This is a genomic window from Vibrio sp. L85, from assembly GCF_963871815.1.
Classification (GTDB): Bacteria; Pseudomonadota; Gammaproteobacteria; order Enterobacterales; family Vibrionaceae; genus Vibrio; species Vibrio harveyi.
Genome location: NZ_CAWMYL010000245.1, coordinates 1 through 1,237 on the forward strand (window position 1 = coordinate 1; position 1,237 = coordinate 1,237).

Sequence of the window (1,237 nt, forward strand, 5' to 3'; positions counted from 1 at the left end):
TAATAAGCCCTACACAAATTGGGAGATATATCATGAAAGGCTGGCTTTTTCTTGTTATCGCAATAGTTGGCGAAGTAATCGCAACATCCGCATTAAAATCTAGCGAGGGCTTTACTAAGCTTGCCCCTTCCGCCGTTGTCATAATCGGTTATGGCATCGCATTTTATTTTCTTTCTCTGGTTCTGAAATCCATCCCTGTCGGTGTTGCTTATGCAGTCTGGTCGGGACTCGGCGTCGTCATAATTACAGCCATTGCCTGGTTGCTTCATGGGCAAAAGCTTGATGCGTGGGGCTTTGTAGGTATGGGGCTCATAATTGCTGCCTTTTTGCTCGCCCGATCCCCATCGTGGAAGTCGCTGCGGAGGCCGACGCCATGGTGACGGTGTTCGGCATTCTGAATCTCACCGAGGACTCCTTCTTCGATGAGAGCCGGCGGCTAGACCCCGCCGGCGCTGTCACCGCGGCGATCGAAATGCTGCGAGTCGGATCAAACGTCGTGGATGTCGGACCGGCCGCCAGCCATCCGGACGCGAGGCCTGTATCGCCGGCCGATGAGATCAGACGTATTGCGCCGCTCTTAGACGCCCTGTCCGATCAGATGCACCGTGTTTCAATCGACAGCTTCCAACCGGAAACCCAGCGCTATGCGCTCAAGCGCGGCGTGGGCTACCTGAACGATATCCAAGGATTTCCTGACCCTGCGCTCTATCCCGATATTGCTGAGGCGGACTGCAGGCTGGTGGTTATGCACTCAGCGCAGCGGGATGGCATCGCCACCCGCACCGGTCACCTTCGACCCGAAGACGCGCTCGACGAGATTGTGCGGTTCTTCGAGGCGCGGGTTTCCGCCTTGCGACGGAGCGGGGTCGCTGCCGACCGGCTCATCCTCGATCCGGGGATGGGATTTTTCTTGAGCCCCGCACCGGAAACATCGCTGCACGTGCTGTCGAACCTTCAAAAGCTGAAGTCGGCGTTGGGGCTTCCGCTATTGGTCTCGGTGTCGCGGAAATCCTTCTTGGGCGCCACCGTTGGCCTTCCTGTAAAGGATCTGGGTCCAGCGAGCCTTGCGGCGGAACTTCACGCGATCGGCAATGGCGCTGACTACGTCCGCACCCACGCGCCTGGAGATCTGCGAAGCGCAATCACCTTCTCGGAAACCCTCGCGAAATTTCGCAGTCGCGACGCCAGAGACCGAGGGTTAGATCATGCCTAGCATTCACCTTCCGGCCGCCCGCTA

The 1,237-nt window shown here is 57.8% G+C and carries 2 protein-coding genes; both read left to right on the top strand.

The window, feature by feature from the left end; translation table 11 throughout:
- Positions 1–32: 32 nt before the first annotated feature.
- Positions 33–380, top strand: a complete 348-nt coding sequence (locus tag AACR11_RS26830; RefSeq protein WP_000679427.1) for a quaternary ammonium compound efflux SMR transporter QacE delta 1 — start codon at positions 33–35, stop codon at positions 378–380.
- Positions 374–1,213: a sulfonamide-resistant dihydropteroate synthase Sul1 gene (gene sul1, locus AACR11_RS26835; protein WP_079324480.1), complete on the top strand. Its 840-nt coding sequence runs from the start codon at positions 374–376 to the stop codon at positions 1,211–1,213. Before AACR11_RS26830 ends, sul1 begins: the two co-directional genes overlap by 7 nt.
- Positions 1,214–1,237 lie beyond the last annotated feature (24 nt).

Excerpts from the sequence above, each read along its gene's own strand:
- sul1 (WP_079324480.1), top strand. The coding sequence starts at position 374 with ATGGTGACGGTGTTCGGCATTCTGAATCTCACCGAGGACTCCTTCTTC.
- AACR11_RS26830 (WP_000679427.1), top strand. The coding sequence starts at position 33 with ATGAAAGGCTGGCTTTTTCTTGTTATCGCAATAGTTGGCGAAGTAATC.